The organism is Streptomyces sp. NPDC050439, from assembly GCF_040655335.1.
In the GTDB taxonomy this organism is placed as follows: Bacteria; Actinomycetota; Actinomycetes; order Streptomycetales; family Streptomycetaceae; genus Streptomyces.
Genome location: NZ_JBFAJT010000015.1, coordinates 15,754 through 39,001 on the forward strand (window position 1 = coordinate 15,754; position 23,248 = coordinate 39,001).

Below are 23,248 nucleotides of genomic sequence, written 5' to 3' on the forward strand. Positions count from 1 at the left end.
CATCGCGCACCACCCGTTTGGTAGAGGCAGGAATTATGCGAGAAGCAGTAGTTGTGTCCACAGCCCGCACTCCGATCGGCCGGGCCTATCGGGGGTCCTTCCGCGACACACCGGGGCAGACCTTGGCGGCCCATGCCATCGCCGCGGCAATGGAACGCGCCGGCATCGCTCCGGGCGAGGTGGAGGATGTGATCCTCGGCTGCGCCATGCAGGAGGGCTCGACCGGCTACAACGTCGCCCGGCAAGCCGCGCTCCGTGCTGGGCTCCCAGTCTCGGTTCCCGGGATGAGCGTCGACCGGCAGTGCGCGTCAGGCCTCATGGCCATCGCCACGGCAGCGAAGGAAATCATCACGGACGGACTTCGAATCGCGATCGGCGGCGGCGTGGAGTCCATCAGCCTCGTGCAGAACGAGCACCGCAATTCCTTCCGAACGCAGGATCCCTGGCTCGTCGAGCACGGCTCCGACGTGTACGTCTCCATGCTGCAGACGGCGGAGAACGTGGCCGAGCGCTACGGCGTCACGCGCGCGGCACAAGATGCCTATGCTCTGCAGTCCCAGGTCCGCACCGCGGCCGCGCAGCAGGCCGGGCTCTTCGCCGCCGAGATCGTGCCCTTCTGTGGCACCAGGGTCGTCGACGGCGACGACGGCGATCCGGTGACCGAGGAGTTCCGGCTCGAGCTGGACGAAGGCAATCGCCCCTCCACCACCGCGGGTGGACTGGCCTCTTTGCGGCCGGTGCTGGCGGACCACGCCGGCCATGCGGCGACGATCTCGGCGGGCAACGCCTCGCAGCTGTCCGACGGCGCCGCCGCGGTCGTCCTCATGGAAGCCTCCGAGGCCGCGAAGCGTGGCCTGACTCCGCTCGGAACCTACCGAGGCATAGCGATCTCAGGCTGCCGACCGGACGAGATGGGCATCGGGCCCCTGTTCGCCGTCCCCAGACTGCTGGAGCAGCATGGGCTCAAGGTCGAGGACATCGACCTGTGGGAGCTGAACGAAGCCTTCGCCTCACAGGCGCTGTACTGCCGCGACCAGTTGGGCATCGATCCGGAGAAGTACAACGTCAACGGTGGCGCGATCGCGATCGGACATCCCTACGGCATGAGCGGCGCCCGCATGGTCGGACACGCGCTGCTCGAAGGACGACGCCGGTCCGCCCGGTACGTCGTGATCACCATGTGCATCGGCGGCGGCATGGGCGCTGCGGGCCTCTTCGAACTCTGACCCGACCAGTTATGCTGCGCGCCGGCCATGGCAACCACCCCGGAGAAGCACGATGACAAGCGCACAGTTCAGTGTCGACGAGACGGCACGTGACACGGCTCGCACCCAGATCCTCGACGCGGCCGCCGACGTGTTCCAGCGTCTGGGCTTCGACCGGGCCACCATCGACGACATTGCTGATGCCATCGGTGCGACCAAGGGGAGGGTGTACTACTACTACCGGTCGAAGTTCGACATCTTCCTCGCGGTGTACGAGCACGGCATGCGCAGGGTGCGTGAAGCTGTCGAGCCGCTCGCGGCCGGGCCGGGCACCGGCCTCGAGCGGCTGACAGCCATGGCCGTCGCGCACACCGAGAACCTGATGGTCGACCTGCCGTACCACAACAGCGTCCACCAGGGTGTGCGCAGCCAGGCAGCGTCCGCACTGAAACCGCGCCAGCGTGAGGCTCTCGCGGAACTCAATCAGATCCGCGCCGACTACGAAGAGTTGTTCCGACGCGTGGTGACCGAAGGCATGGCGGACGGGAGCCTGCGTCGCGAGGACCCGAAGCTGGCGACACGCGTCCTGCTGAGCAGTCTGAACGCCACGGACATTTGGGTCCAGCAGCGGCCCGGCCAGAGCACCGGTGAACTCCACGACCTCGCGCTACGGGTCGCCCGTCTCGTCATCGGTGGACTCGAATGGAAGGAGTAGGTCGGCGACTGTTCACCGTTGGACACATGCGCGGTGCCCGGTCCGGCGCCATCGGACGTTATCGTCCGTGCGGCGGCGGGCCGGGCACCCTTACGTCACCCGACAGGTGGCGCGGACCGCACCTTGGAGGCCCGGTCCCCGGCGTCGAAGACGACGCTGCCTGGCCACTGCCGCCATTGCGTGCCCAGCCCGGCGTGCTGCGGTGTCCCCGTGCGGACGAAGGTCTTGATGCTGTCCATCATCAGGTGTGACAACCGCACCCGCCCCGGCTCGTTCTTGCGGCTGAACGCGAAGGTGAACAGGCCCTCGTCGAATGTGTGGAACACGAAGGGCAGGTCCATGGCGTGGGCCGCTCCATACACCTGATCGAATGGTGCCGGTTCCTGGTTCCAGGCGAACTGGTAGTAGTAGACCTTCTTGTTCCCGGCGGCCTGCACCGAGGCGAGGGAGTCATGGGTGATCCCGGTGAAGATCAGGTCGGTCAGGTTTTTCGCGCTCTCGTTCCAGCCTCCGGTCCGGTCGACGGGGAGGTAGGCGTCCGTGATGAAGTCGCGCACCGTGAACGGGGAAGGCTTGTCAGGGTCGAAGAAGTACTGGGCGGTGAAGCGCTGGTAGTCGGTCGGGCGGAACGCGCCGATCGACGAACCGAACAGTTTGCCCTCCTCGAGGGTGTTCCCGGCGAGAACGGGGACGTTGCGGAACCGTCCTGCCTTGATCGCGGCGTGGTAGTCCACGGGCAGGACAGTGCCGTCCGGGATGACCGCAGGCGGGTCGCCGACTCTGGCGCCCAGGCGCACCTGTGCCCGGATGATGTCGTTGGCTGCCATCGAGCGCAGTCGGCGCACGACGGCCGCCGGGTCCGCGCTCGCACCGCCTGTTTCGCTGACAAGGCCGTTGGCGTAGGTGCGCGCCTTCTCGGGGGTGGTGAACTGGAGTCCGCCACTGAGCGGGATCGCCTTGTCCAGCAGCCCTTTGCTCAGTGGGGAGACCATGAGAGCCCAGACGTTGACGGCGCCGGCGGACTCGCCCATCACCGTCACGTTCGAGGAGTCTGCGCCGAAGACCGCGGCGTTGCGGTTGACGAAGCGCAGGGCCTCGATCTGGTCCAGCGTGGCAAAGTTGCCGGAATCGTTTTCCCGCTGACCCGTTTTCAGTCCCGGCAAGTCGAGCCAACCGAGCGCCCCGAGACGGTAGTTGACGGTGACCACGACGGCGTTGGCCCGTCGTGCCAGAGCGTTGCCGTCGTACATCGGATCGGCCGAGTAGCCGACCACGTTGCTCCCACCGTGGATGAACACGATGACCGGCAGTTTCTTGCGGGCGTTCGCGGGGCGGAACACGTTGAGGGTAAGGCAGTCCTCGGACCCGACCGGCTTGCCGAGGCCGTCGCGGATGTCGAGCCCGTAGTGCGGGCCGGACGGTGAGGGACTGAACATGCGTCCTTGCTGGACGCACCCTTGCCCGAAGTGCTTGGCGTCTCGCACACCGTTCCATGGCTGGTGCGGGACCGGGGCCTTCCAGCGACGTTGCCCCACGGGGGGCTTGGCGTAGGGGATGCCCAGCCAGGACTGGGTCCCGGTCGACCGGGTTTGATCGAGGCCGCGGACCTTCCCGAGGTCGGTCTGTCGCACCATGGACGCTGCTGCGGGTACCTCGTGGGCCGATGCCGTGCTCGTGGACGTGGCCGCCAGGACCATGCCAAGGAGAAAGGCGCAGACTCGTCTCATCGGCGTCACCGCCGGCCCTCCATCTCAAGACCGTGGACTGCCTGCGTGCCCGGCGACCCCTTTTGGTCCTCGTTGCGGACCATGCGCCGCAGCAGGGGAAGGAGCAGTACTCCCAGGAGCGAGCCTCCGATCAACACGGCGTGCCCGCCCGTCTCACTGCCTCGCCCCTCGGCAAAGCCGTACAGGTAGGGGCCGGTGAACCCGCCGAGCAGACCGATCATGTTGATGAAGGCGAGACCCGCCGCGGCCATGAGTCCGGACATCCGCGCCATCGCGACCGACCAGTAGAGCGGGAGGACCCCGATCAGAAGCATCATCGCCAGGTCGATCAGCAGGATGCGGGCGACGGCACCGTCGGCGAGGGTGTAGCCCACGGCCACGAAGACCGTGGCGATGGAAACGCCGTTGAGGACGCGGAGCTCACCGGACGCCCGACGGTGCAGCCAGGGTATGACGAGCACTCCGATGAGGGCGCCGATGCCCGCGCTGCCGCTTACGAGCCCGATGAGGAATGAGCCCTTGACACCGAGGTCTTCCACGATCGACGGGAAGTTGTACTGGATCGACACGCTGTTGAGCTGGTTGGCAAAGTAGATCAACGCGAGAACGATGATGAATGGCCGACCGAACGCCACCCTGGCGTTGCCCTTCAGGGTGGCGTGCGCCGGGGCCGTCCGCCCGACCGCCCGCTCGTTGAGCACCTCGGCCTCTTGTGGCGAGAGCCATGGCGCATCCGACGGCTTGTCGGGCACCCAGCGCCAGACGACGCCCGCGATCACGATCGTGATCGCGCCCTCGATCAGGAACATCCACTGCCAGCCGAACAGCCCTGCTGTGCCGCCCAGTTCCATGAGCGCGCCGCCCAGCGGACCGCCCAGGGCAAGGCCGGCACATACGGCGAGGTACAGGATCCCGACCATCGTCACCCGCTGCTTCTGCGCGAACCACATGGTGACGACGTACATCAGGGCTGGGTACAGGCCGGCCTCCGCCGCTCCCAGGAGAAGCCGGACTATGTAGAAGGAGAACTCATCCTGCACGAACATCATGCAGGCACAGAGCGTGCCCCAGGTCACTGCGATACGGGTGATCCATCGTCGCGGCCCTACCCGGTGCATGATCAGGTTGCTGGGCACCTCCAGGAGCGCGTAGCTCAGGAAGAAGATGCCTGCACCGGTGCCATAGGCGGCGACACTGATGCCGACATCCGCTTCCAGCGAGGTCTTGGCCAGGCCGACATTGGTGCGGTCCACGAATGCCATGAAGTAGGTGAGGCACAGAATCGGCAGAAGGCGGAATGCGGCCTTTCGGCTGGCGACCGCGTGAACGCGGTCGGTGTCGTCGTGTGTGTGCTGCTGGCTCATGACAGGTGTCCCGGGGTTCGAAGCCGGATGCTGTCTTCAGCCACCAGACGTGTAGCTGGTGCGATTCTCACGAGGGCTCCCTTGGTCAGGCGGTCTCCGCGCTGCCCGATGTGGTGGCCGTCACTGTAGAGATCCACGCACGGTGTTATGAGGTATGTGTCATCCACACTTGCCGCAGACTTGGTGGAAGGAACAACCACCACGATTGGAGTCTCTGCCGCACGGGCGTCACGACCGCACGACGTGCCTGAGCCGCTCAAGGCGGGTCGCCAGACGCAGAGACAGATCGTCCACGGCCCGCCAGTCATAGCCCAGGACCGCGGAGATCCGGTCGAGTCGCTTGAGCAAGGTGTTCAGATGAACCTGGAGGACATCTGCGGTACGACGCAGGTTGCCGTCGTGGTGGAAGTAGACGTCCAGAGTGGCGACCAGTTCGGTCGACCGGCTGGCGTCGTAGGCCAGGAGAGGGCCGAGGGAGTCGGTCAGGAACCGGTCGAGTTCGGCCTCGCGGTCACCGTCGAAGACGAGGGCGTAGAGGGCGAACCGGTCCGTCGCCGCCCCCAGGTCGGCCCATCCGAGGTGTCGGGCGACCGCCATGCAGCCTGTGGCGCGGAAGAACGACCGCGCCCAGTCGCCGCCACCGACCCTTTCACCGAGGACCATGACGGATCGTCCGAGTTCTGTACGGAGACGTTGTTGCACGGCGCGAGCGAACTGCTCGGCGTCCTCGGCGGCGGTGATGAGCGTGGCGTGACCCAGATGCTCCCCCGCCAGCCCGGCCTCCTGGCGGGCGACGGCGTGCAGGTGGCGGACGAGTTCGCCCGCCGGCATGCCGTGAGCCTCGACGTTGACGATCACGTTGAGCGCATCGAGGTCGATGCCGCGCGAGCGGGCCCGCGTCCGCTGCGTCACGCTCAGGGCGGGGCCGGCAACGATCAACTCGGTGAGCAGTTCGTCGCTGAGCCGCTCGGCCGCGTCGGCGGCAGCGTTGTCCTTGAGGATCAGCAGTCCGACGACGTGCGTCGCGAGCTCCAGACTCCGCACGTCCATGGCGGAAGGGTCTTGGCGTTGGCTCCACAGCACGGTGCCCAGGAAGCTGTCGCCGGCCCGGATCGTCGCCGCGCTGTGCCGGCGGTCATCCCCACCCGTCGTCGTGGCTGCGCGCCCCGTACTGCGGGCCCGCTCGATCACCTCGGCAAGCACCTCGCCTTGCGGCTCTTCGCCCAGCGGACTTTTTGCCTCGCTACTGCGGGCGAGCAGGCTGCCGACGCGGTCGAGAATGACGACCTCACCCCCCAACTGCTCGGCTAGTTCACAGGCCACCACCTGGGGCTCGCCGCCCGCAAGGACGACCTCGGTCAGCGCCTCGTGCACCGACTGGGCCCGCTGCATCACCACCATCTGCTCCTCGATGGTCCGGTAGGCCGACTGCAGCTCGGCCAGTGCACTGCGGCTCTCCTCATAGAGCCTCGCGTTGTCGAGGGCGACCGCCGCGTGGTCGGCGAACGCGCTGAGCAGGGCGATCTCGTCAGCGCGGAAGCGGCGCTCGCTGCGGTGGGCGGCGAAAAGGGCCCCGATGACCTCGTCCCGCACGAAGAGGGGGACTCCCAGCAGCGCGACCAGCCCCTCGTTTCCGACCACCGCGTCGAAATCGGGGTCGTGTCGTAGCCCTTCGACATTGCGGTAGTCCCCCACCCAGTGGGGGGCGCGCGATTCGGTCACCTTGCCGCCCAGTCCGACGCCCGGCGGAATCCGAGCAGAGCGGAATGCGGCCGAGATGGTGCCCTCGCTGGCAGTAATGCGCAAAGACCCGGTGTCGTCGAGCAGGGACAGATAGGTGAAATCGGTACCGATCAGGTCGTGGGCATGCCGGACGATGGACTCCAGTACGTCGTCGACGTCGCCCAGAGCGGTCAAGGACCTCGCCGTCGCGTACAGAGATGCGAGCTCGCGCTCGCGGCTCGGGCGATTGTTCGCGTCTGCTCGTTCGTCCATGTCCCCTGCGTCGTAGGTAGAAGGGTGGCGGCACACACACTGTGTGCCGCCGTATTGGAGCGGTGGATTATCCATCCCCAACCAAGGTCATGGGGCACGAACATGCCCTCTCAGCGACTGCAGCGACCCGAAATTCACGTATGCGCGAGTACCAAAGAGCCTATCGTCGCGCCCACAGAGAGGCGGGCGCCTCGGTAGGTGGGGGCGCTGGTGAGGGGCGGCGCCGGTGAGTAGCCGCGCGATCGCGAGGGGTGGGGCGTGCGCTGCGCGTGGAGTGAGCTACATCCCTGTTTCCAGCACTGTCCGTGCAGCGTGGATGAAGCCAGTACTGAGCTTGCTCCGCTTTGACGGACACCATCGGTGTGGTGGTCAGGCGGCGAGTGCGGTCTCATATTCGGCGGGACTGCGGTAGCGGAGGCTGTTGTGGAGCCGGCGCAAGTTGTACCGGCCCTCTGCAGGACCGCGTCCAGGTCGCTGCTGTCGCCCGGCAAGCACCCGTAGAACCTCACAGGCTTCGCCGAGTTGGATGGCTTCGGCGCGGTAGCCGAGAGCGATGCACTGGATGGCAAGGTTGCGTTGGGCGGCGCCGGCACTTCGGGGTCGCGGGCTTCGTCTGCGAGCCCGTAGGTGTGGGCACCCCGCGGTATCAGCCGTGCGATGTATGGCACCTGCGGGGACTGGGTGTATGTCCTGGAGGACGGGTTCGCCGCTACCTGGTATTTCGGCTACAGAGGGGTGCCCGCCGTAGCGCCCCTGGTGGGTGAGGAGGTCATCTGTCTCACGCTGAATCACCACGATGCCCCAGCTCTGCTCCTTCACGCGCCGGGTGATGGCCAGACCCGGCAGGCGGAGTTCGGAGAGGCCGCCGAGTGGTCTCCGGCACTGGAGGCTGCGCTGCGCGCTGCAGACGCGGTGTTCCCCTCGGCGTATGACGGCTCCGGTACCACTGCGGAAGAGGCGCAGCAGTACTTCGAAGAGCACCGCGCAGAGCTCTCCCCGGCCGTGTTCGCCGCTGTGGGACGGTACTGCGGCCTTCACGATCGACCGCGGCATGGTCGAGGCTGGAATGCTCCCGCAGGCCAAGATCGCCTTGCCGACAGTCTGGCCCCGCGACCGGTGGGGGCGCCCCTTGCAGCAAAGGCCAGGGCTCCGGCGATGAGAACTTGTCCGAAGCCGAAGGCGGCGCCGAGCAAGGGTGGGCAGAGGAAACGGCTTTGCGCGCTGCTTGATCGGCATGGATGCTGGCTCGCTGGAGGTATGGAAGATGAGCAACGTCGTATTGAAGCTGTCAGATCGTGATCTGGTACACGCGGACCTGGCGTTGTGCGGCTGGGCAGGGTCTGACCACCACCTGGCCGGCATCGCCGAGCAGTTGGAGCGTGTCCGGCTCGGCGAGGTCGACTACCTTGCGGTCTGCCCTGCAACGGACATCCCCGTGGCGAAAGGAGGCGTTGACTACCAGGTCAAGAAGGGGGCCGGCACTCTGTGGCAGCTGGCAGTCCACCCCGCACTGCAATCGTGCGGGATCGGAACGTTCCTTGTTGAAGCCGCAGAACGGCGGATCAGGAACCGCGGTCTGCGATGGTCCGAGCTCGCTGTGGAGGAAAACAACCCCCGGGCACGTGCGCTATACGAAAGGCTGGGTTATGTCGCGTATGACCGTCAGCCGGACTCGTGGGACGAGCAAGCCCCTGATGGAACGTTGCGCCGCTACGAAACGATGTGCACATTGATGCGGAAGGACTCGCGTAGCTCCGGGATGACTCAGCGACCGCGGCGTCCCAGGTCATGTAGCCCGGGACGAGCCAGCCGGGCAGCAGGTCGAGGTAGAACCAGCCCAGCAGCCCGAAAGCCAGGACCTGGTATACCGAGTTGAGCGCGACCAGGATGGCGGCGGCCTGGCGGTCGCCGCAGGCGAGGTCGTTCCAGATGCAGACCATGGCGATGCAGCGGGCGAGTCCGACGATGATCAACCCGGTGCGGTACCCGGGCACTTCCAACCACGGTGAGGGCGTTGAGGCCGAGGACAGTCCGCGCCGGTCGCTACGTTGACGGCGCCGACCTGCTTGGACTGCGGCGTTCGCTCGTGATCTACGCTGACGAGCTTGACGAGCTTGACGAGCTTGACGGGCGCATGACGGGGACGGGGGGCGGGCGGGGCGGAGCCGGTTGTGGCAGGCGACGGCATGTGGCGGGATCGGACTGAGCCTGTACGCGGGCTGGCCGACGGCCGATGATTTTCGGGATCGGGCGTCGAGCGAACGGCAGATCAGCCAGGCCTGCGACGGGCTCGCCCCGGGGGCCGCGGTGAAGGACTTGCAGGGCGGGATGGTCCGGGCCAAGGCCAGGCACCAAGGCCTCCTTGACGCGCGGTCGCTGCCCAGTGACTGCGTGATCTACCGGGTCCCCGGCCTCGGCAACTCGCAAGGACTGTTCACGCTGACCGCCGCGAGCGGCGGCGTCAGGGATGCACCCTTGCACGAGATCGGCGATGCGAACCTCCTCGCCCCCTTCTACGACAGGGCTTCCAGCCTCGTCGGCAAGCGGACGTCGGATGTCACCGCCGGCGCAGGCCATGCCGAGCCACGGCCGATCGGTGACGGCACGCTGGGCTGGTATAAGGACGCCCGTACCACTGTGCGGGTGGTGTGCGGCCCCACAAGCTGTAGCTCGGCGCCGGCCCTGCTGAACATCACCGCCCGCGCCGACTACGAAGACGTTTCAGCGGATGACTGGCAGCGGCTTGCCCGCCTCGCGCACTCCGCCGCGGCGAAGCTGGCCGACCGCACCGGCTGCACGACCCGCCTTCGTCCCCTGCCCGCTCCACTTGGCGCGGCCAGCCCGAAACTGCACCCCGCACGGACCGTCGGCGGCTCCTGCCGCTGGTTTGCAGACCACCTGCACGCGCGCGGCCAGGACCGGCTGCCCGATCGCGCGCTGGGTGCTCCCACCCGGCACAGCAATCCCGCCGAGACCTGCCTCATGGCAGTCAGCCCCGCCCAGGTTAAGAAGGTCGCCCCCCCCACGTGGAGGTGGAGAACCGCAAGGACGCACGCAGCGCGCTCACCTTCGCACCCTGGTGGCTGCGCACCGCCTCCTTCGTCGGCCCCGAGGTACAGACCGTCGGTTCCCGGGGACTCGAGCACAAGAGCCAGATCAAGGCAGGTACCGCCGACGGCAACCTCGACGGTGTCTTGTGGGCCTCGTCCGTCTCTGACGGCAAGCCCGCCCTGCACACCCTTGCCTCCAACTACACCTACACCACGGTGCTCAAGCCCACCGACCTATCCGCCCTCTTTCGCGCTTACGTCGATGACTTCACCAAGTAGCGCGGCTGCACCCACGTGGCCCTCCCCGACGTCAAGGACTTCGCCACCTCTGACTCCGCCCACGGACGAGACAGACCGTCTCCACGGGCTGGAATACCACGCACTCCGCATACGTGACGGGTGCGAGCACTCCGAACTGACCTGAGCCACGCCGATCTGGCACGGTACGGCGAAAACGACAGCCGCCCGCCGGTGTGAGTCAGCGCTGCTCGCCCTGCAAGCCCAGTAGGCAGAAATGGCGCCTTATGGGAGAGATGGGCGCCGGCATAGCGCTGCCCATTTCTTGCCTGTCCGACAGCCAGAGCGGCTACCGTAGAGGTATGCCCAAGGAGATCCGTTTGCAGATCGACGATGAGACCTATGCGGAACTGGTGCGTCAGGCCGCCGGCGGCCACGTCGAGCCCGACCGCTACGCTCAGCAGCTGCTGACCGCCGATCTCGCCCGTCCTCGCTTCAACGCGGCCGCCAAGGCCTTCGCCGCCGAGCACGGCCCGGCCTTCGCCGCAGAGTTCGGCACCAGCACTACCAGCACCGCGGCCTGACGTGGCCTTCGTCCTCATCATCGACGAACGCTGGCTCCTGGAAGCCGCACAGACCCTGGTTCCCGGTGATCCAGACGTCACCGATCACGGTGCGATCGGTGCCGCGGTAGCCCGCCACCAGCATGCCGTGATGGGCACCCTGGTCTACGACGCCCCACACCACCGCGCTGCGGCGCTCCTGCACTCCCTGGCCAGGGTTCCGGCGTTGGAGCACTCCAACGAGCTGTTCGCCGCCCAGGTCGCCTACGCCTATCTGCACGCCAGCGGCATCAAGGCCGAAATCAGCAGCAAGGACGCCATCGCCCTGGTCGCGGGGGTCGTCGACGGGCGTCTCGGCGTACGTGACGTGGCTGCGGCGCTCAAGACCTGGATCTGACCGGCGCCACCCCGGCCTGTCCTCGGCCCGGGTGCATTCCTCTCGCTGTCAGATCTCACTGTGTCGCCAGGGTTCCTGCCATCCCGCCCACGCCGGGGCCGGCAACGAGGACAAGGGGTGTCGTTCTCGCCGGCGGGGGTGCGTGGGGCCTTCGCGGATAGCGATCGATCGTGACTGAGTACAAGAATTCCAAGTCCCTCGCCCGCAAGCTGGCCGCGCGTGAGGGGATCTCCTACACCGCTGCGCGCCGCCGCCTGCTGGAGCGGACCGCTCCCAGCTGTGTGGTCGCGACGTATGCAGTACCTCGTTACCCACGTGGCGCGAGGTGCCGCCTAAGCCGCTGGCAGTGCGGGTTGCACGGCGTTGTTGATGTGGTGGCAGAGCAGGCGCTGACTCTCTTCTCCGCCCACGAACGTTCGCTCGGTTGTTCAGCGGTTGGGGCCCCGGGTGGACCCGACCTGTTGTTATTCGCTGCGGACTTCGGCAAGTTCGCGGCATTTAGCGGTTAGCGACGTCGGGGCAGGCCTAGGTATTGCGCCATCGCCGGTAGACGTGCGGCCTCTGGGCCAGCACAGTGCGGCTCGGGCGGTGGGAGCTGCCAACGACGAAGGCTTGTAAGGGACCGAGCCGGGGTCCGACGGGTTGGCCGCGCTGGCGCGCTGGCGCGCTGGTCGCAGGTTTGCGGCCAAGGCGCCAGCGAGGTTCTCGAGATCACGCGCTTGACGATCGGCGGAAAGGGCGTTCACCGAGCAAGGCGCTCTCCGCTAGGTATCTGGATCCTTCTGCGGTATCAGAGCCAGGGGGGGCTTTCGCAACGCCTCGTCCAGGAAAGTCGATAGGGCTCTTTAAGATTCCCCACCCCCTGCTCAGGTATCGACAGACCTGCTCATCTCGATTCCCCACCCTGGGGATTGGCTGCGGTACTGACAGAGTTACGTCGTGCCGGTCTCGGTCGAACGGACGAGAGCACTACGGGGCTTTGGGAGAAACTGCGAACCGAGATGCTCGGGGTTTGGCATGCGAGTCGAGGCGGAAATGCGATGAGCCTGATCGTGGCGTTGACCGCAGTGTCATTCTCCGACCTGGGCGCGCATTGGTCGATCGCGGTCAACCTGCTTGCCGGTCCTGCTCGTCTCGGCGTTCAAGACCGTCCACCACGCTGCTTCGCGACGCACACTTCACGAGTCTGTCCTGGCTGTCGGGCTACCACCGCCTCTGCCCCCGCTACGAGCGAAACCCCCGCAACTACCTGGCCTTCCTCGGACTCGCCGCCGTCCTGTGGTGCTAACAAACGCCTCATCCGCCTCACCACGTAGGACACCGTCGTAATGAGCACGAACGTCAGCTCTCGTGAGAGTTCTGCGCGGCGTTCCGGAAGGTAAATTGGAGGGTAAGGCCCCTAGAGGAGGGCGATTCCATGCCGTGGTACGTATGGCTGCTCGCCGCGGGGGTCCTGGGTGCCGCGGAGTTCTTCACCCTGACCCTGGTCTTCGGATTGCTGGCGGGCGCAGCGGTGGTCGCCGCCATCGTCGCCGGCGTGGGCATCGGCATACTCGGCCAGCTCGTGGCCCTCGGCGCCGCGGCGGCAGCGGGTCTGCTCATAGCCCGCCCTGTCGCGCTGCGGCACCTGGCGCAGCAACCCCTCATGCGTGACGGCAGTGACGCTCTGATCGGCAAGCGGGCCGAGGTCCTGCAGGAAGTCACCGCGACCCGCGGCCTGATCAAACTCTCCGGCGAACAGTGGTCCGCCCGCGCCCTCGACGAAAGCCTGGTGATCCCGGTGGGAGCGCTGGTGGACGTCATGGAGATCGAAGGCGCCACGGCCGTCGTCTACCCCCGTGAACTTTTGCCATGAACGGCTGAACGTACGTATAGCGACGGAGGCACAGTGGATCCCGTTGTCATCCTCATTCTTGTGGCGGCCCTTGTTGTCGTCTTCCTTGTGGCCTCCACCGTGCGGATCGTTCCGCAGGCGCGCCGCTACAACATCGAGCGCTTCGGCAGATATCGCCGGACGCTGCAACCGGGCCTGAATCTGGTCCTGCCGGTGGCGGATCGCGTCAACACCAAACTCGACGTACGCGAGCAGGTGTATTCGTCCGACCCCAGACCGGTGATCACCGAGGACAACCTCGTGGTCAATATCGACACCGTGCTCTACTACCAGATCACCGACCCGCGTGCGGCGGCATACGAGGTAGCTGACTACCTCCAGGCGATCGATCAGCTCACCGTCACCACCCTGCGCAATGTCATCGGCAGCATGGATCTGGAAGGGACGCTCACCGGGCGTGAGGAGATCAACGCTCAGCTCCGTGCGGTTCTCGACGATGCCACTGGGAAGTGGGGAATCCGGGTCAACCGCGTTGAGATCAAGGCCATCGATCCACCGACCACCATCAAGGAAGCGATGGAGAAGCAGATGCGGGCCGAGCGTGACAAGCGTGCGGCCATCCTGCACGCAGAAGGGGAGCGCCAGGCCAAGATTCTCACCGCGGAGGGCACGAAGCAGAAGGACATCCTTGAGGCACAGGGCACGCAGCAGGCCATGATCTTGCGCGCCGACGGTGAGGCGAAGGCAGTGGAGCTCGTCTTCCAGTCCGTCCACCGCAACAATGCCGATCCCAAGGTCCTGGCCTACAAGTATCTCGAGACGCTGCCGCACCTCGCGAGCAGCGACAACAACACGTTCTGGGTGATCCCAGGGGAGCTGACCGAGGCGGTACGCACCGTCAGTCGTGCATTCGGTGATGAGTCGACTCCGGGCGCTCCCAAAGCGGCGCAGCCTGAGGAAGCAGGCGCCGCCGACACGGACGGCAAGTCGGACGACAGCCAGGCTCCGGAGCTCGACGCAGCGTCGACGCTCTCACTCGACGCTGCCAGGGCCGCTGACGAGGCCGAGAAACAGGCCGCCGCGGCGGTGAGCGACGCCAAGGCCGAGGCCGAGGCCGCGCAGTCGCCCACGCGCCGGGGGCAGACCTCCGGCGATTGAGGCGGACCAGCAGCTCTGCCTCCTGCGGAGCTCGCGACGTCGGAGCGCGCACGGGTGCTGAGGAGCCGCTGCCCGGCGGCCTTGCCTTGGCAGCGATGTGGTTTCGAGCGGGACATCGACATGGTCGTTACGTTCTACGCTCCTGACCTGCGGAAATAAGTGCACGATGAACGGACAGCCTGTCCGGATAACGGTCGCGTCACGCTTGCAGGGCTTTCGCCGAGTCGCCTCCTGATATGTGACGTGTGTCACTCTGTGTTCGGGTGTTCGCGTGGTAGGAATGCGCAACTCCGCAGGTGGTGGCACTCCTGTCGCCTCCGCGGAGCGTCGGCAACACCGGCAGTACGACCAAGGTGATCACGTTTCGCGTCCGCGGAGCCGACCCCCGGGTCGCCGATCGGACAACGGCGTTCGCTCAAAGCCCGCACATCCACTGGCGCAGTCCTCCCCGCGCGCCGGTCCTGCGCCATCGAGGTTTTCCCGTGTCTCTCGATTCCTTCACTCAGTCCGTGGACGATGCCGTCAGCGGCTTCTTCGAACCAATAGCCAGCACGCTGGGCGAGATCGTCTTCTACTCCGTCCCCGTCGCAGGCGCGGAGCTTCCGCTGATCGTGGCGTGGCTCGTCGTGGCCGGCCTGGTCTTCACCGGCTGGTTCGGGTTCGTGCAGCTGCGCAAGTTCCGGCTCGCCGTCGACGTCGTGCGCGGGAAGTACGACGAGGAGGGGTCGACCGGTGAGGTCAACCACTTCCAGGCGCTGACCGCGGCCGTCTCAGGGACCGTCGGCCTCGGCAACATCGCCGGTGTCGCCGTCGCCGTCTCCATCGGCGGAGCCGGCGCCACGTTCTGGATGATCCTGTGTGGTCTGCTCGGCATGGCCACCAAGTTCGTCGAGGTGACGCTCGGCGTGAAGTACCGCGAGGTGCATGCCGACGGCACGGTCTCGGGCGGACCGATGCACTACCTGCCCAAGGGGCTCGCCGAGCGCTTCGGGACGCGGGGCAAGGCCTTCGGCAAGGTGCTCGCGGTCCTCGCCTCGTTCATGATCCTGTTCTTCGGCCTCTTCGGTGGCAACCTCTTCCAGGTCAACCAGTCCTACGCCCAGCTCGTCTCGGTCACCGGCGGTGAGGACGGTGCCATGGGCTCCTCTGCGGGCGCCCTCTTCTTCGGCCTCCTGATCGCCGCGATCGTCGGCATCGTGCTCCTCGGCGGCATCCGCTCCATCGCCTCCGTCACCAGCAGGCTGGTGCCCGCCATGGCCGGCATCTACATCGCCGCGTGCCTCATCGTCATCGGCGTGAACGTCACCGCCGTGCCCTCCGCGTTCTCCGCCATCATCGAGGGTGCCTTCAACCCGCAGGGAGTCGCCGGCGGTATCCTCGGCGCGCTGATCATCGGCTTCAAGCGGGCCGCGTTCTCCAATGAGGCCGGTCTCGGCTCGGCCCCGATCGCCCACTCGGCCGTCAAGACCAAGCACCCCGCGAGCGAGGGTCTCGTCGCCCTGCTCGAGCCGTTCATCGACACCGTCGTCATCTGCACCATGACCGCCCTGACCATCGTCATCGCCAACCCCGCCAGCTGGGCGGCGGCCCGCGAGGACCAGTCCATCGGCGGCGTCACCATCACCTCCGACGCCTTTGGCACGGTCCTGCCCTGGTTCCCGTACATCCTCACGGTCGCGGTGCTGCTCTTCGCCGTCTCCACCGTGCTCACCTGGGGCTACTACGGCCTCAAGGCGTGGACACATCTCTTCGGCCGCAGCAAGGCCAGCGAGACGACGTACAAGGCCCTCTACACCGTCTTCGCGGTCGCCGGCTCGCTGCTGACGCTCCAGACGCTGATCGACATGGCCGACGCGGTGCTGTTCATGCTCGCGGTCATCAACATCATCGGCCTCTACTTCCTCGCACCGGTCGTCAAGCGCGAGCTCGACTCGTTCCTGACCTACGTCCGCAAGCGCGACGCCGGCCTGGACACCGACGGCGCCGCGGACGAGGAGCCGGCTCAGACCACCGTCTGACCGTCCCACGGCCCGGCTCCGAAGGGGCCCGCTCCCACCTCGCGCCTTGGTGGGGGCGGGCCCTTCCCGTTCCAGCAGGTGAGAGACGCCTGGTGAGGCTCCCGAGCACCCGTTAGGGTGTGAACAACGCGTCAAGACACGACGCTGGTGTGCCGGGAAGTCTGGTCGGCGTCCGAGGGCCCGTGTGCCCCGATGTAGATAAGCCCCGGAGGCCCTTTCATGACGCCGTCACGCCCACGCAAGCCCCTCCTCGGTCTGCTGCCGTGGACGGAGCGGCAGACCGTCACCGAAGCCCTGCGTACGGAGACCGTCGGCGGACTGGTCCTCCTCGCCGCGGCTGTCGTCGCGCTCGTGTGGGCGAACAGTCCATGGAGCGAGGCGTACACGGGTATACGCGACTTCCACTTCGGGATACCCGCCCTGGGCCTTGACCTCTCGGTCGGCCACTGGGCGGCCGACGGCCTGCTCACCATCTTCTTTCTGATCGCCGGAATCGAGCTGAAACGCGAGCTCGTCGTCGGTGAGCTGCGGACTCCCGCCACTGCCGCCCTGCCTGTCATCGCCGCCGTCTGCGGCATGGTCGTACCTGCCGGCCTCTACGCCCTCACCGCCACGGTGGGAGGCGGAAGCGTCGACGGCTGGGCCGTACCGATGGCCACGGACATCGCCTTCGCCCTCGCGGCCCTCGCCGTCATCAGCACCCATCTGCCGTCCGCCCTGCGGGCGTTCCTCCTCACCCTCGCAGTCGTCGACGACCTCGGCGCCATCCTCGTCATCGCGGTCTTCTTCACCGCCGATCTCAACTTCTGGGCGCTGAGTGGGGCGTTCGCCGGGCTGGTCCTCTTCTACCTCCTCCAGCGCCTCCGGATACGCGGCTGGTGGTGGTACGCACCGCTGGGCATCGCCACCTGGGCGCTGATGTACAACTCCGGAGTGCATGCCACCGTCGCCGGCGTCGCCATGGGCCTCATCCTGCGCACCGTCCGCGACAAGGGTGAGAAGACCACACCGGCCGCCCGCGTCTCCCTCCGGCTGCACCCCGTCTCCGCAGGCGTCGCAGTCCCACTCTTCGCCCTTTTCGCCGCAGGTGTCACCGTCTCCGGTGATGCCTTGACCAGGGTATTCACTGATCCCGAGCCCTTGGGGGTCGTCATCGGGCTCGTCGCGGGCAAGATCCTCGGCGTCTTCCTCGGCACCTACCTCGCCGCACGCTTCACCCGCGCCGAGCTCAATCCCGACCTGGCGTGGGCCGACGTCTTCGGGCTCGCCGCCCTGGCCGGCATCGGCTTCACCGTCGCCCTCCTGATCGGCGAACTCGCCTTCCCGGCCCCCGGGGAGGCCGAACACATCAAGGCCGCCGTCCTCGTCGGGTCATTGCTCGCAGCTGCCCTCGCCGCGGTACTTCTGCGCCGCCGCAACCGCATCTACAAGCGGTTGAGCGAAGAGGAAGATCGCGACGAGGACGCAGACGGCATCCCTGACATCTACCAGAGGGGGGTTGCTGGCAGCGGGCGATGACCCGGCAGAGGGCTGCACACTCCATGCCAGGGGCTCATCGAGGGTGTTGAGGAGGCCAGTCCACTCCTGCGGCCGCCAGCTTCGCGCCGTGCTTCTTCCGTCGGCTTCGCGTGAGGGGCAGGCCGATGAGGTACAGCACGAAAAGGGCGCCCCAGAGGCAGCCGACAACACGTACGCGATCGCTGGTGTAGCCCGAAAAGCCGAGGAAGACGGCCGCGAGGATCAGCAGCGCGATCAGGTTGCCCAGGACGCGGGCGTTGTAGCGGCTGCAGGCGTCGAGAATCATCCGGGAGTGCAGGAGATCCACTTCGGCCTGGGCCCAGGGGAGCGGGCGCAGGCCGCCGCCGGGCTTCATCCCTGGGAGCGCGCCGCCGTGCAGCAGGTCGGGGTGATCGAGCACGGTGGCCTGCGCGCGCTTGCGGGCATCGCAACGGCGGCGGAAGGAGAAGTACGGATGGTTCGTCGCACCAGTCCCCGGCGCGTGGCCCGCGTAACGGTAACCGAGCTGTTCGGCGACGTACGCGAAGGCTGCGAACGATTTGGTACTGAGGGCATACGGCCGCACGGAATACTCGATGTCACCACGGGACCCTGCCTTCAGCAATCCCTTCAGCATGCGCTGCACGTCCACGACGGTGCCGCCTCCTTGTCCGACGAGGGTCGGGGTCGTCATCCGCGAGCATGAAGTGGTCGGCGAGTTCACGTGCCGACACGGCCGGTTTCCTTGCCGGTGCTGAGTGGGGCCTTCTCTGTGTCAACGCGCTGGCCCGGTACGTCGGCGAGGTCATCGACGTGGAAGAGGCGGGCGATGGGTACGTCGGTGCTGCTGTGGGCGATGATCGAGAAGGCGATACAGACGGCGATGAGGGTGAACGCCTGTTCGCCTTGCGGAATGCTGGCCTGCAGAACGAGCAGCCCGTAGACGACCGAGGCGAAGCCCTTGGGCCCGAACCAGGCCGCCACCAGTTTCTCCTTGCGCTCGAAGTGGGTCCCGATCAGGGAGAGCAGCAGCGAAGCGGGCCGGATCAGCACGATCGCGAGCACCACGGCGGCGTATCCGCCGAGTGTCAGGTCGCCGAAGAGCTGCGGCGTCAGCAGTGCGCCGAAGACCAACAGGGCTGCGAACTTGGCCAGTTCGGCCAGTGCTTCCCCCAGCGGTTCGAAGGCTGTCTTCGCCTCTGCCGAGCGTGCGGTGAGCACCGCGCCCGCGGAGAAGGCGGCCAGGTAAGGATTGGCGTGGGTGAGGTGGCACAGGGCGTAGAGGATCACGCCGATCGCGAGCGGGAGCAGCGGTTGCAGTCTCGGTTCGGCCCCGAGGTGGCGGAAGCGTACGAGTTCGATGACCGCCATCGGGAGGACGACACCGAATACGAGCCCTAGCAACAACTCCAGACCGATTTTCCCGAGCGATGCCTCCGCATCGCCGGAGGTGGGGCCGGCTGCGGCGATGAGGATCAGCACGATGGGAAGAGCCAGACCGTCGTTGATGCCGCTTTCGACGTTCAGCAACTGCCGCAGCTTGGAGGGGACTTCCTTGCGTCCCACGATGGCCGATGCGAACACCGGGTCGGTGGGCGCGAGAACCGCGCCGACCAGGAACGACGTCGTCCAGTCAAGGCCGACCAGGTAGTGCGTGGCCAGCGCCATGAAGAAGAAGGCGAGTGGCATGCCGAGACCGAGAGCGCGGGCCGGGTTCTTCCAGTTGGCGCGCAGCTTGGAGAAGGAGACGTGCATGCCGTCCGTGAACAGCACGGCGAACAGGGCCAGATCGGCCGTCACGGACACGATCTCGCTGTCCGGCGTGATGTGGATGAGCCCGAGGAATCCATCACTGACGAGCGCGCCGCCGACTAGGAAGAGGAAGGAGGTCGACAAGATGGTGCGGGCCGCGAGGCCGGACAGGAGCACCGCGATGAGCAGTGCGACTCCGAAGACGACGATGAGCACCATGGCCGGGATCCCCGATCAGTAAAGAGAGCTGTCTCAAGACCGCCGACCAGGCTTCCCGGCACACCGCTGGGAACCCTACACGTTCTTGATGCGGCATTGACAGGTTCTTGACGGGCATCTGGGTCGCCAGGAGATTGCCGGAATACGGCATGGCGGGGTCACGGACGGGCCGCCGGATTCGAAGATCTTCCCGATCGCCGCGGTGTACTGGCCGGGCAAAGGGAAGAGCCCATTCACCCGTCGGCGTCAGGATCTCGTAGCGCTCGGTAGAGGCCGACCTCGCGCAAGGTGGCTTCCACCCTGCCTCCGGCATGGGTGATGACGAGGCGGGAGCCGCGGCTCCGAGCGGCGCGGAGGGCCGTGAACAACGGCGCGGTGCCTGCCGGGCTGAGGTAGGTCACCTGTGTCAGATCTACCTCGAGCACTTCCGGCCCGGCGCTCAGTGCGTCCAGCAGACGTCGGCCCGTGGCAGTGACGCTCCGATCGTCGATCTCACCTCGCAGCCGAACGACCTCGTGGGCACGCCAGGGTCTTGGCCTGGACCGACGGCGACGGCGGAAGCGGGGCATCGGCACGGTGATCTCCACAGGGCAGGGAAACGCGTCCGCCGACCAGGCTTCCCGGCACACCACGGTCAGCCTAGAGGCCGCGCGGCTGCTACGCCTGTTGTGCAGGGCCGTCCCCCGTGGCCTTTGCGACCACGTGGCCGGTGACGTTCCGGTGCGGGCGAGCGGGAGCGAGGGTGCTGCGTTCCGGCAGCAACAGCGCTCAAAGGATGCGCGGTTGTGGCCATGCGGTGGGTGTAAGGCCTACGGCAGGGTCGTGGGGAGGGTACCGGGGCCGAGAACCACGTTTCTCGGCCTCCGGGAAAGGGCCACCTGGGGCAACACGAAGACACGGAGTGAGGATGCACCGACTCTTCTGCAGCCGAGGGGTCCGCTCCGTGTCGACCTCGCGTCCCACGTCCTGCACGGCGGCCCGGATCGGCGGCTCCTTGTGACGGCAACGCCGCCCGGCGGGCCGGCTTGCCCGGCCTCCTTGCCGTATCCGGGCACCGGTGACCGGGCCGGTTGGCACATGCCGCCACGCGATGCGCTAGAAAGGCGTTACCAGCGCATCAGGAATTCAGGAGCGGGCATGGCAGCAGGCGAAATACCCGAGGAGTATCTGGACGGGTATGCCCATGTGCTCGCCGACGCGGCGAAGACCGGGCGCAGGCTGACACGCGACGAACTGGAGTTGCGCCGTGCTCTGGGGGAGCGGGCCGCCGACGCGGGCTTCGGACTGCGTGCGCTGGTGGGTGTGCACCTGGCAGCAACCCGTGCCCACTGGCCGACGACGGACTCAGCCTCCTATGACGGCGTACTCGCCGCTGTGGAACAGGCCATCGACGCCTTCGCGGAAGGCTACGAGCGGGCCCAGCGGCTGGCCGTCCGCCAACAGGAGGCGATCCGGCGCGAGTTCATCGATGACCTGCTGTACGGCCGAAGCGATCTGGGACTGCTCGCCGAACGGGCAGAGCGGTTCGGTCTGCGGCTCTCCTTCGCACACGCCGTTGCTGTGGCCCAGGGTGCAGTCGCTTACGAAGAAGGCGACCCCGCGCCCCGCGAGGTGGAGCAGGCGCTCATCAGCCGGTTCGGCGACCGCAGCATTCTCCTGACCACCAAGGACGGACGCCTGGTGTGCGTCGCTCCGGGTGATCAGCACGAGGTGCTGCGGTACTTCGCCAAGCAGGCGTTCGCGGCCACCGGCGGTGGCCGCGTGGCCATCGGCCGCCCGCAGCCCGGTGCGGGCGGCGTGGTCCATTCCTACGAGGAAGCCCTGAACGCCCTCGATCTCGCCGAACGCCTTGACCTCGACGAGCCCGTGCTGCACTCCGCGGATCTGCTCGTCTACCCCGTCCTCACCCGCGACCGGCAGGCCATGGCAGAGCTCGTGCTCGCTACTCTCGGCCCACTGGCGAAGGCCCGTGGCGGAGCGCAGCCGCTGATCGACACGCTCACCGCGTACTTCGACTCCGGGTGCGTGGCGGCGGAAGCGGCCCGTCGACTCTCGCTGAGCGTGCGCGCCTTCACCTATCGCCTGCAGCGCATCCACCAGCTCACCGGCGCGGACCCAGCCGACCCGGTCCATCGCTACACCCTGCAGACCGCTGTGATCGGCGCACGGCTCCTCGACTGGCCGGCGCAGGAGTTCTGAGAGCCGGGGACGGGCTGTGGGGCCGCAAAGGAAGTCCTCTGCCGTCTCACGGAGTGCCGGCGCGGCTCACCGCCGCCGCGGCCATTTAGGCCAGAGCCTGATCGGCTTGTGGCCGTGGAGGGGCGTCGAGCCAGGTCGGTGGGCTGCGGAGCGCCGTCGTGACGTGCTGGAAAGGGCGTTCTTCTTGCTGGAGAAGGAGCAGCAGCGCTTCGTCGCGCAGGCCGCTGAGTCCGCTCGCCGCATGCCGGTCGAGTTCGGTCACCAGGGCGTCGAGTAGCGCCGCAGGTGGTCGGTCGCCCAGCGCTTGTGCCAGCTGCAGCAGTGGGAAAGGGGAGCCGTCCTGGTCCATGGCGTAGCCAATGCCGTCGGTGTGGACCAGGAGTTGCTGGGTGTTTCGAAGGGTGAAGGACGTGGTGAAGACCGTGCAACCGTGGGGCACGAGGCTGAACAGTCCGAGTGGTGGCAGCGGGGCGAGGGGGCTCACCTCCCGGACGCGCCCGCCCTCGCCGCCGAGGACGAGTGGCGGCGGGTGCCCGCAGCACACGAATTCCCCACGGCCGTTGTGGAGCGTGATGAGCAGTGTCTTGGCGAATCGGTCGGAGCAGGCGTCGAGTTCCGCGTCGAGGCGGCGCGTGATCTCCGCGAGGCTCGGCTCGCTCGCGGCCAGATGCCTCCAGCTCTCGAGTAGATGGTCACCCGCGACTCGAGTGGCGTCGTCCTTGCCCATGAGGTCGGCTACGAGGATGCGCGTTCCGTACGGTGTTTCCCGCACGTCGCACATATCGGCCACCATGGTCGTGCGGTTCGCCTGTGGAAGGCTGCACAGCGCCATCGTGGCTTCGCCCAAGTGGAATGTTCGAGAGGTCCGCGGGGGCGTCGGCATCGGCGCTGTGGGTCGGGGCGAGGCCGGTGACGAGGACGGGGCAGCTGAGGGGGTCTCGGCGGAAGGGGAGCCGGGGGGCGTCCGTCTGCGTTGCAACTGACCGGTGACGCAGGTCAGGAGGACGATGTTGATGATCGTTGCGAGCATCACAACGGGGCGGTCACGCCAGTCCACCATGCTGCTCACCAACGCGCCGGTCAAGGCGAGACTGCCGACATAGTAGGGCTGACCTGCTCGCTGGGGCCCGGACAAGGCCAGGAAGATCGCGGGGACGGCGACGAGCCCGACCACGATGCCACTCCGCTGCTCGTGGAAGGTGACGTCCAGCGAGGTGAGCAGAGCTGTGAGTGCCGCTGGGGGGAGGTAAGCCATCCACGCCATGTTTTCAACGCTTTTGTGAAAACGCATCGCACGCTCCCTCCCGTATGTGAGGCA

General features: G+C 67.1%; 17 protein-coding genes and 3 pseudogenes. 12 read left to right on the forward strand and 8 right to left on the reverse strand.

The annotated features are described in order from the left end of the window. Window positions 1–35: 35 nt before the first annotated feature. Both AB0I66_RS41230 and AB0I66_RS41235 read left to right on the forward strand, forming a co-directional pair. A complete protein-coding gene (locus AB0I66_RS41230) occupies window positions 36–1,226 on the forward strand; it encodes an acetyl-CoA C-acyltransferase (protein ID WP_363213323.1) in 1,191 nt (396 codons plus the stop codon). Between the two features lie 52 nt (window positions 1,227–1,278). Further along, the gene (locus AB0I66_RS41235; RefSeq protein WP_363213234.1) at window positions 1,279–1,920 is read left to right on the forward strand and encodes a TetR/AcrR family transcriptional regulator; all 642 of its coding nucleotides are present in this window, start codon (window positions 1,279–1,281) and stop codon (window positions 1,918–1,920) included. Window positions 1,921–2,015: 95 nt separating this feature from the next. Here AB0I66_RS41235 and AB0I66_RS41240 read toward each other — a convergent pair whose 3' ends face one another. From AB0I66_RS41240 to AB0I66_RS41250, 3 genes are all read right to left on the reverse strand, one after another. After that, a complete protein-coding gene (locus tag AB0I66_RS41240) occupies window positions 2,016–3,647 on the reverse strand; it encodes a carboxylesterase family protein (protein ID WP_363213324.1) in 1,632 nt (543 codons plus the stop codon). Window positions 3,648–3,652: 5 nt separating this feature from the next. Then, window positions 3,653–5,011, reverse strand: coding sequence for an MFS transporter (locus tag AB0I66_RS41245; protein WP_363213235.1), 1,359 nt, complete (start codon window positions 5,009–5,011; stop codon window positions 3,653–3,655). A 228-nt stretch (window positions 5,012–5,239) separates the two neighbouring features. After that, window positions 5,240–7,006: a GAF domain-containing protein gene (locus AB0I66_RS41250; protein WP_363213236.1), complete on the reverse strand. Its 1,767-nt coding sequence runs from the start codon at window positions 7,004–7,006 to the stop codon at window positions 5,240–5,242. A gap of 1,264 nt (window positions 7,007–8,270) precedes the next feature. Here AB0I66_RS41250 and AB0I66_RS41255 point away from each other — a divergent pair. Continuing rightward, window positions 8,271–8,750: pseudogene (locus tag AB0I66_RS41255) on the forward strand (GNAT family N-acetyltransferase); the annotation flags it as partial. Between the two features lie 58 nt (window positions 8,751–8,808). On the opposite strand, the pseudogene AB0I66_RS41260 reads toward AB0I66_RS41255, so the two are convergent. Continuing rightward, a pseudogene (locus AB0I66_RS41260) lies at window positions 8,809–9,003 on the reverse strand (arsenical-resistance protein); the annotation flags it as partial. 1,029 nt (window positions 9,004–10,032) lie between these two features. On the opposite strand from AB0I66_RS41260, the gene AB0I66_RS41265 reads away from it, so the two are divergent. The 8 genes and pseudogenes from AB0I66_RS41265 (at window position 10,033) to nhaA (ending at window position 17,781) form a co-directional block, all read left to right on the forward strand. Further along, a complete protein-coding gene (locus AB0I66_RS41265; RefSeq protein ID WP_363213237.1) occupies window positions 10,033–10,335 on the forward strand; it encodes a hypothetical protein in 303 nt (100 codons plus the stop codon). A 320-nt stretch (window positions 10,336–10,655) separates the two neighbouring features. Then, window positions 10,656–10,877 (forward strand): hypothetical protein, encoded by a 222-nt coding sequence (locus AB0I66_RS41270; RefSeq protein WP_363213238.1) that lies wholly within the window; start codon window positions 10,656–10,658, stop codon window positions 10,875–10,877. A 1-nt stretch (window position 10,878) separates the two neighbouring features. Then, complete coding sequence (locus AB0I66_RS41275) at window positions 10,879–11,253, forward strand: fic family toxin-antitoxin system, toxin component (protein WP_363213239.1); 375 nt, start codon at window positions 10,879–10,881, stop codon at window positions 11,251–11,253. A 1,183-nt stretch (window positions 11,254–12,436) separates the two neighbouring features. Then, window positions 12,437–12,569 (forward strand): annotated as a pseudogene (locus AB0I66_RS41280) (IS5/IS1182 family transposase); the annotation flags it as partial. Window positions 12,570–12,670: 101 nt separating this feature from the next. Continuing rightward, window positions 12,671–13,108, forward strand: coding sequence for an NfeD family protein (locus AB0I66_RS41285; RefSeq protein ID WP_363213240.1), 438 nt, complete (start codon window positions 12,671–12,673; stop codon window positions 13,106–13,108). Between the two features lie 33 nt (window positions 13,109–13,141). Then, entirely contained in the window at window positions 13,142–14,245 is a 1,104-nt protein-coding gene (locus AB0I66_RS41290; RefSeq protein ID WP_363213241.1) for an SPFH domain-containing protein, read from the forward strand. Window positions 14,246–14,727: 482 nt separating this feature from the next. Then, on the forward strand, window positions 14,728–16,263 hold the full coding sequence (locus AB0I66_RS41295; protein WP_363213242.1) for an alanine/glycine:cation symporter family protein: 1,536 nt from the start codon (window positions 14,728–14,730) through the stop codon (window positions 16,261–16,263). Between the two features lie 219 nt (window positions 16,264–16,482). Further along, window positions 16,483–17,781: a Na+/H+ antiporter NhaA gene (nhaA, locus tag AB0I66_RS41300; protein WP_363213243.1), complete on the forward strand. Its 1,299-nt coding sequence runs from the start codon at window positions 16,483–16,485 to the stop codon at window positions 17,779–17,781. A 34-nt stretch (window positions 17,782–17,815) separates the two neighbouring features. On the opposite strand, the gene AB0I66_RS41305 is transcribed toward nhaA, so the two are convergent. The 3 genes from AB0I66_RS41305 to AB0I66_RS41315 all read right to left on the reverse strand — a co-directional run bounded on the left by AB0I66_RS41305 (window position 17,816) and on the right by AB0I66_RS41315 (window position 20,300). Continuing rightward, a complete protein-coding gene (locus AB0I66_RS41305; RefSeq protein ID WP_363213244.1) occupies window positions 17,816–18,412 on the reverse strand; it encodes a hypothetical protein in 597 nt (198 codons plus the stop codon). 68 nt (window positions 18,413–18,480) lie between these two features. Further along, window positions 18,481–19,731 carry a cation:proton antiporter gene (locus tag AB0I66_RS41310; protein WP_363213245.1) on the reverse strand — a complete coding sequence of 417 codons (1,251 nt, stop codon included), beginning with the start codon at window positions 19,729–19,731 and terminating at the stop codon, window positions 18,481–18,483. 233 nt (window positions 19,732–19,964) lie between these two features. Then, window positions 19,965–20,300, reverse strand: coding sequence for an STAS domain-containing protein (locus AB0I66_RS41315; protein ID WP_363213325.1), 336 nt, complete (start codon window positions 20,298–20,300; stop codon window positions 19,965–19,967). 568 nt (window positions 20,301–20,868) lie between these two features. Between AB0I66_RS41315 and AB0I66_RS41320 the strand changes: the two genes are divergently transcribed. Further along, window positions 20,869–21,930 (forward strand): helix-turn-helix domain-containing protein, encoded by a 1,062-nt coding sequence (locus AB0I66_RS41320; RefSeq protein ID WP_363213246.1) that lies wholly within the window; start codon window positions 20,869–20,871, stop codon window positions 21,928–21,930. 85 nt (window positions 21,931–22,015) lie between these two features. On the opposite strand, the gene AB0I66_RS41325 is transcribed toward AB0I66_RS41320, so the two are convergent. After that, window positions 22,016–23,185, reverse strand: a complete 1,170-nt coding sequence (locus AB0I66_RS41325; protein ID WP_363213247.1) for a SpoIIE family protein phosphatase — start codon at window positions 23,183–23,185, stop codon at window positions 22,016–22,018. Window positions 23,186–23,248 lie beyond the last annotated feature (63 nt).